Source organism: Streptomyces flavofungini (assembly GCF_041028215.1).
Classification (GTDB): Bacteria; Actinomycetota; Actinomycetes; order Streptomycetales; family Streptomycetaceae; genus Streptomyces; species Streptomyces flavofungini_B.
Window position 1 is genome coordinate 1 of sequence record NZ_JASKYR010000385.1, and the last position, 6389, is coordinate 6389.

The window sequence follows — 6389 nt, forward strand, 5'->3', positions numbered from 1 at the left end:
CTTCGCGACGGGGCTACCGGCGTCGGTCCCGGCTCCCGCCTCGCGGCATGCACGGCGAAGGGGCCCGCATCATGATGATGCGGGCCCCTTCTTAACTGCGGTCCTGACGGGATTTGAACCCGCGGCCTCCACCTTGACAGGGTGGCGAGCACTCCAAACTGCTCCACAGGACCTTGCTTCGCAGTGCCGCTTTCGCGTTGCGCTGCGAGACAGGACTCTACAGCAGTGCAGGCCCGGCGGTCGAACTCACCCTGGGTGGCCGGACGATCACGGGGCGGCGGCGTCGATCGCCTTGACGATCCGCTTGTCCGAGACGGGGTACGCCGTGCCGAGGGCATGCGCGAAATAGCTGACCCGGAGCTCCTCGATCATCCAGCGGATGTCCGTGACCTCGCGCGGCACCGGCCTGCCCTGCGGAAGCTGTTCGAGCAGCCACAGGTACTCGTCCCGCATGTCGCGGACCTTCTCCATCCGGGTGGTGTCCCGCTGGACGTTGGCCGGCATCTGCTGGAGCCGCCGGTCCGCGGCGACCATGTACCGCATCAGGTCGGGCAGGCGCCGCAGCCCCGTCGCGGTGACGAACCCCGGCCTGATGAGGGAGTTCAGCTGCTCCCGCACGTCCGCGAGATTGGGAAGGAGCGCCGGGCTCTTCGTGGACTTCAGGCGCCGCTCGCACGCCTGCCAGGCGGCGAGGACCTGCTGGACCTGGCCGACCGCCCGTACCGTCGTGTCGACGATGTCGGCGCGCACCTTGTCGAAGAGCTTGCGGTAGGACTCCTCGTCCCAGACGGGCCCCCCGAAGTCCGCGATCAGCTTGTCCGCCGCCGCCATCGCGCAGTCGTCGAAGAGCGCCTGCATGGAACCGTGCGGATTCGCGGACAGGGCGAGCTTCTGCTGATTGGTCAGCTTGTCCGAGGCGAACTTCCCCGGGTTGACCGGGATGTTGCGCAGGACGAGGCGGCGCATGCCCTTCCACATCGCCTCCTGCTGCTCCGCCTCGGTGTCGAAGAGGCGTACGGAGACGGTGTCGCCGTCGTCCACGAGCGCCGGGTAGGCCTTGACGGGCTGGCCCGCGCGCCGGGTCTCGAAGACGCGGGAGAGGGAGCCGATGCTCCAGTCCGTGAGCCCGGTGCGCTCCACGGCCGAGCCGCCGGAGCGCTCGGCCGTCGCGGCGGCGGCCTGCGAGAGCGCCTTGCGGGCCTTCGGCTTCAGGCGGAGCTTGAGCGCCTCCAGGTCCTTGTCCTCGGCGAGCTTCCTGCGCCGCTCGTCGGTGATCCGGAACGTCACCTTCAAGTGGTCCGGCACGCGCGTGAGATCGAAGTCGTCGGGCCTGACCGGCACGCCGACCATCCGCTGGAGCTCCCGCGCCAGCGTCACGTGCAGCGGCTCCTGGAGGGGCACGGCGCGCTCCAGGAACGCCTTCGCGAAGTTCGGAGCCGGGACGTAGTTCCTGCGGATCGGCTTCGGCAGGGAGCGGATCAGCTCGATGACCACGTCCTCGCGAAGACCGGGGATCTGCCAGTCGAAGCCCTCGTCCTTGACCTGGTTCAGGACCTGGAGCGGGATGTGGATGGTCACGCCGTCCGCGTCCGCGCCCGGCTCGAACTGGTACGTCACCTTGAACTTGAGCTGCCCCTGCCGCCACGAGTCGGGGTAGTCGTCCTTGGAGACGTCCCCCGCCTTCTCGTTGATGAGCATGGACCGCTCGAAGTCGAGCAGCTCGGGCTCTTCGCGCTGCTTCTTCTTCCACCAGGAGTCGAAGTGCGCCCCCGACACGACATCCGCGGGCACCCGCTGGTCGTAGAAGTCGAAGAGCGTCTCGTCGTCCACGAGGATGTCGCGGCGTCTCGCGCGGTGCTCCAGCTCCTCGACCTCGGTGAGCAGCCTGCGGTTCGCGGCGAAGAACTTGTGGTGCGTGCGCCAGTCGCCCTCGACCAGGGCGTTGCGGATGAACAGGTCGCGGGAGACCTCGGGGTCGATGCGGCCGTAGTTCACCTTGCGGTCGGTGACGATCGGGACGCCGTACAGCGTCACCTTCTCGACGGCCATGACCGCCGCCTGGTCCTTCTCCCAGTGCGGCTCGCTGTAGGTGCGCTTCACCAGGTGCTGGGCGAGCGGCTCGACCCACTCCGGCTCGATGCGCGCGTTGACCCGGGCCCAGAGGCGGGAGGTCTCGACGAGCTCGGCGGACATGATGAAGCGCGGGGGCTTCTTGAAGAGCGCCGAGCCGGGGAAGACCGCGAACTTCGCGTTGCGCGCGCCGATGTACTCGTTGCGCCCGCCGCGCTGCTTGGGGTCGCCGTCCTTGGCGGGCCTGCCCTCCTTGGACTCCTTCACGTCCTTCATCCCGATGTGGGACAGCAGACCGGCGAGGAGGGAGATGTGCACGTGCTGCTCGGGGGCGTCGTCCTCGTTGAGCTGGATGCCCATCTGCTTGGCGACCGTACGCAGCTGCGAGTAGATGTCCTGCCATTCGCGGATGCGCAGGAAGTTCAGGTACTCCGCCTTGCACATACGCCGGAAGGACGAGGAGCCGCGCTCCTTCTGCTGCTCCCTCACGTACCGCCACAGGTTGAGGAAGGCGAGGAAGTCGCTCGTCTCGTCCTTGAAGCGGGCGTGCTGCTGGTCGGCCTGGGCCTGTTTCTCCGAGGGGCGCTCGCGCGGGTCCTGGATGGAGAGCGCCGCCGCGATCACCATGACCTCGCGCACACAGCCGTTCTTGTCGGCCTCCAGGACCATCCGGGCCAGGCGCGGGTCGACGGGGAGCTGGCTGAGCCTGCGCCCCTGCTGGGTGAGCCGCTTCTTCGGGTCCTTCTGGGCCGGGTCGAGCGCGCCGAGCTCCTGGAGGAGCTGGACGCCGTCGCGGATGTTGCGGTGGTCCGGCGGGTCGATGAAGGGGAACTTCTCGATGTCGCCGAGTCCCGCCGCGGTCATCTGGAGGATGACGGAGGCGAGGTTCGTGCGCAGGATCTCCGCGTCCGTGAACTCCGGACGGGAGAGGAAGTCGTCCTCGCTGTACAGGCGGATGCAGATGCCGTCCGACGTACGGCCGCAGCGGCCCTTGCGCTGGTTGGCGCTGGCCTGGCTGATCGCCTCGATGGGCAGCCGCTGGACCTTGGTGCGGTGGCTGTAGCGCGAGATGCGGGCCGTGCCCGGGTCGATCACGTACTTGATGCCAGGGACGGTCAGGGAGGTCTCGGCGACGTTGGTCGCGAGGACGATGCGTCTCCCGGTGTGCTGCTGGAACACGCGGTGCTGCTCGGCGTGCGAGAGCCGGGCGTAGAGGGGCAGGACCTCCGTGAACCGGTAGTTCTTCTTGTTCAGCGCGTCCGCCGTGTCACGGATCTCGCGCTCCCCGGAGAGAAAGACGAGGATGTCGCCCTTGCCCTCGGCCATGAGCTCCTCGACGGCGTCCGTGATCGCGGTGATCTGGTCGCGGTCCGTGTCGTCCGAGTCCTCCTCGAGGAGCGGGCGGTACCGCACCTCCACCGGATACGTACGGCCGCTGACCTCGACGATCGGGGCGTCCCCGAAGTGCCGCGAGAAGCGCTCGGGGTCGATGGTCGCCGAGGTGATGACGACTTTGAGGTCCGGGCGCTTCGGGAGCAGCTGGGCGAGGTAGCCGAGCAGGAAGTCGATGTTGAGCGAGCGCTCGTGGGCCTCGTCGATGATGATCGTGTCGTAGGCGCGCAGCTCGCGGTCCGTCTGGATCTCGGCGAGCAGGATGCCGTCCGTCATCAGCTTGATGAACGTGCCGTCCGGGTTCACCTGGTCGGTGAAGCGGACCTTCCAGCCGACGGCCTCGCCGAGCGGGGTGTCCATCTCCTCGGCCACGCGCTCGGCGACCGTGCGGGCGGCGATGCGGCGCGGCTGCGTATGGCCGATCATGCCGCGCACGCCGCGGCCGAGCTCCAGGCAGATCTTGGGGATCTGCGTGGTCTTGCCGGAGCCGGTCTCGCCCGCGACGATCACGACCTGGTGGTCGCGTATCGCCTCGGCGATCTCGTCCTTCTTCTGGCTGACCGGGAGCTGCTCCGGATAGCTGACCGAGGGCACACGGGAGCGGCGCTCGGCCATCCGGGCCTCGCCCTTCTCCACGTCCGCCGCGATCTCGGCGAGGACGGCGGCGCGGGCCTCGGGCTTACGGATCCGGCGCGCACCCTCCAGCCGCCGGCCGATCCGGTGCTCATCGCGCAGCGAGAGCTCGGACAGACGGGGGGCGAGGGCGTCGAGGGTGAGGGCGGGCTGCGTAGACATACGGGTTCCAGGATCTCACCCGCCGCTCGGCAGTGGCGAACCGATTTCCCGTGGGGCGCGGAGCCGCGCGTCCGGGATTTCCCGTGGGACGCGCGGAGGTGCGTACGATTCCGGGCATGCCGACCCCTGTACGCACGCTCCGGAGCACCCTCGTGGCGCTGCTCCTCGCCGTGCTCGGGATCGGCCTGTGCTGGGCGCCCGCCGTGGCGGCCCAGGCCGCGCCGACGGCCCCCGCGGCCACCGCCTCCGCCTCCGTCGCCGCCCCCGGCCACGACGGGTCCGGCGACGACCGGCCCGGCTGCGGCAGAGGCGGCAAGGACGGTCTGGAGCAGCCCGCGCGGCCGCCGCGCCAGGGCTCCGCGCACGAACTGCTGCCCGCGCCGGCCGAGGCACACGGCGGCGGTGGCCACTGGTGCGGTGACCAGGCGTTCCTCGATCTCACTCCAGTACGGGGTCCGCCCGAGCTGGTAGCGCTCTCCCCGGTCGATCTGTCGGTCCTGCGCGTGTAGGAGGCCCCTTGCACCAGGGCCCCCTATGACGACGCATGACACCGAGAGACCGGAAGAGCACACCCATGCCCAGGAACGACAGCAAGAAGAGCCGCAATCTCGCCATCGGTGCGGGCGTGGCCGTCGCCGCGCTGCTGCTCGGCGTCGCCTCGTACACGGCGACCAAGCCCGACGGCTCCTCCGGCACCGCCGTGACCGAGGAGGCCCAGGGTGCCGGGCCGTCCGACGGCCGGGAGGCCCAGGCGGGCGTCTACCCCGAGCTGGAGAAGCTCGCCCGGCGCGACGCGAACGACCCGCTGGCGCTCGGGGACGCGGACGCGCCCGTGGTGATGGTCGAGTACGCCGACTTCAAGTGCGGCTTCTGCGGGAAGTTCGCCCGCGACACCGAACCCGGCCTGGTCGAGAAGTACGTCGAGAAGGGCACCCTGCGCATCGAATGGCGCAACTTCCCCATCTTCGGCGAGGACTCCGAGCGTGCCGCGCGCGGCGCGTGGGCCGCGGGGCGCCAGGGCCGCTTCAAGCAGTTCCACAAGGCCGCGTACGCCGAGGGCAGCAAGGAGAAGGGCTTCGGCGAGGACCGGCTGAAGGAGCTCGCCGACGAGGCCGGGGTCAAGGACGTCGGCCGGTTCGTGAAGGACGCGGACAGCGCGGCGGCGAAGGCGGCCGTGGACAAGGACCGCGAGGAGGCGTACGGCCTCGGCGCCACCTCCACGCCGTCGTTCCTCGTCAACGGGCGTCCCATCTCGGGCGCCCAGCCGGACCAGGTCTTCGAACAGGCGATCGAGGCCGCCGCCAAGTCAGCGAAGTCAGCGAAGTCGGACAAGAACTCCGACGACCCGGCCCAGGGTGGCGGCGCGGGCGAGGGCGGGTCCCGGTGACCGCCGACGTCGGATACTTCGCCGCGTTCCTCGGCGGGCTGCTCGCCCTCGTCAGCCCGTGCAGCGCCCTGCTGCTGCCCGCCTTCTTCGCGTACTCGATCGACTCCACGTCCCGGCTCGTCGCGCGGACCGGCATCTTCTACGCGGGCCTCGCGACGACGCTGGTGCCGCTCGGCGCGGCCGGTTCCGTCGCCGGGCGGTTCTTCTTCGGCCACCGCGACCAGCTCGTGCTCGCCGCCGGATGGCTGATCATCGGGCTCGGTCTGCTCCAGATCCTCGGCATGGGCTTCGCCTCGCGGAAGATGGCGGAGCTCTCGGGGCGGATCAGGCCGACCACCGCCTTCTCCGTCTACGCCCTGGGCGCGGTCTACGGCCTCGCCGGTTTCTGCGCGGGGCCCATCCTCGGCAGTGTCCTCACGGTGGCCGCGGTCAGCGGCAGCCCGGTCTACGGAGGCCTGCTGCTCGCGGTCTACGCCCTCGGCATGGCCGTACCGCTCTTTCTGCTCGCCCTGCTCTGGGAGCGTTTCGATCTGGGGCGGCGCGGGTGGCTGCGGGGCCGGACGTTCCGGCTCGGGCGGTTCGAGCTGCATACGACCTCGCTGCTGTCGGGCCTGTTCTTCATGGGGCTCGGCGCGCTCTTCCTCGCGTACGACGGGACGACGGCCCTGCCCGGTCTCCTGGACGTGGACGACTCCTTCGCCGTGGAGCGGTGGGCGTCCGGCATCGGCGGGGCGGTGCCCGACTC

Annotated in this window: 4 protein-coding genes and 1 tRNA gene; 3 read left to right on the forward strand and 2 right to left on the reverse strand. The window is 70.1% G+C overall.

Annotated elements, in window-relative coordinates:
* Positions 1 to 98: 98 nt before the first annotated feature.
* Positions 99 to 173 (reverse strand) — tRNA-Asp (locus AB8Z36_RS24400).
* A 94-nt stretch (positions 174 to 267) separates the two neighbouring features.
* Complete coding sequence (gene hrpA / locus AB8Z36_RS24405) at positions 268 to 4257, reverse strand: ATP-dependent RNA helicase HrpA (protein WP_369215511.1); 3990 nt, start codon at positions 4255 to 4257, stop codon at positions 268 to 270.
* Positions 4258 to 4373: 116 nt separating this feature from the next.
* Here hrpA and AB8Z36_RS24410 point away from each other — a divergent pair, with 116 nt between their 5' ends.
* The 3 genes from AB8Z36_RS24410 to AB8Z36_RS24420 form a co-directional block, all read left to right on the forward strand.
* Positions 4374 to 4766 (forward strand): hypothetical protein, encoded by a 393-nt coding sequence (locus AB8Z36_RS24410; protein WP_369215512.1) that lies wholly within the window; start codon positions 4374 to 4376, stop codon positions 4764 to 4766.
* A 65-nt stretch (positions 4767 to 4831) separates the two neighbouring features.
* Positions 4832 to 5644 carry a DsbA family protein gene (locus AB8Z36_RS24415; RefSeq protein ID WP_369215513.1) on the forward strand — a complete coding sequence of 271 codons (813 nt, stop codon included), beginning with the start codon at positions 4832 to 4834 and terminating at the stop codon, positions 5642 to 5644.
* A partial coding sequence (locus AB8Z36_RS24420; RefSeq protein WP_369215514.1) for a cytochrome c biogenesis CcdA family protein occupies positions 5641 to 6389 on the forward strand: 749 nt, incomplete at its 3' end. The genes AB8Z36_RS24415 and AB8Z36_RS24420, both read left to right, overlap by 4 nt.

Excerpts from the sequence above, each read along its gene's own strand:
- hrpA (WP_369215511.1), bottom strand. The coding sequence starts at position 4,257 with ATGTCTACGCAGCCCGCCCTCACCCTCGACGCCCTCGCCCCCCGTCTG.
- AB8Z36_RS24410 (WP_369215512.1), top strand. The coding sequence starts at position 4,374 with ATGCCGACCCCTGTACGCACGCTCCGGAGCACCCTCGTGGCGCTGCTC.
- AB8Z36_RS24415 (WP_369215513.1), top strand. The coding sequence starts at position 4,832 with ATGCCCAGGAACGACAGCAAGAAGAGCCGCAATCTCGCCATCGGTGCG.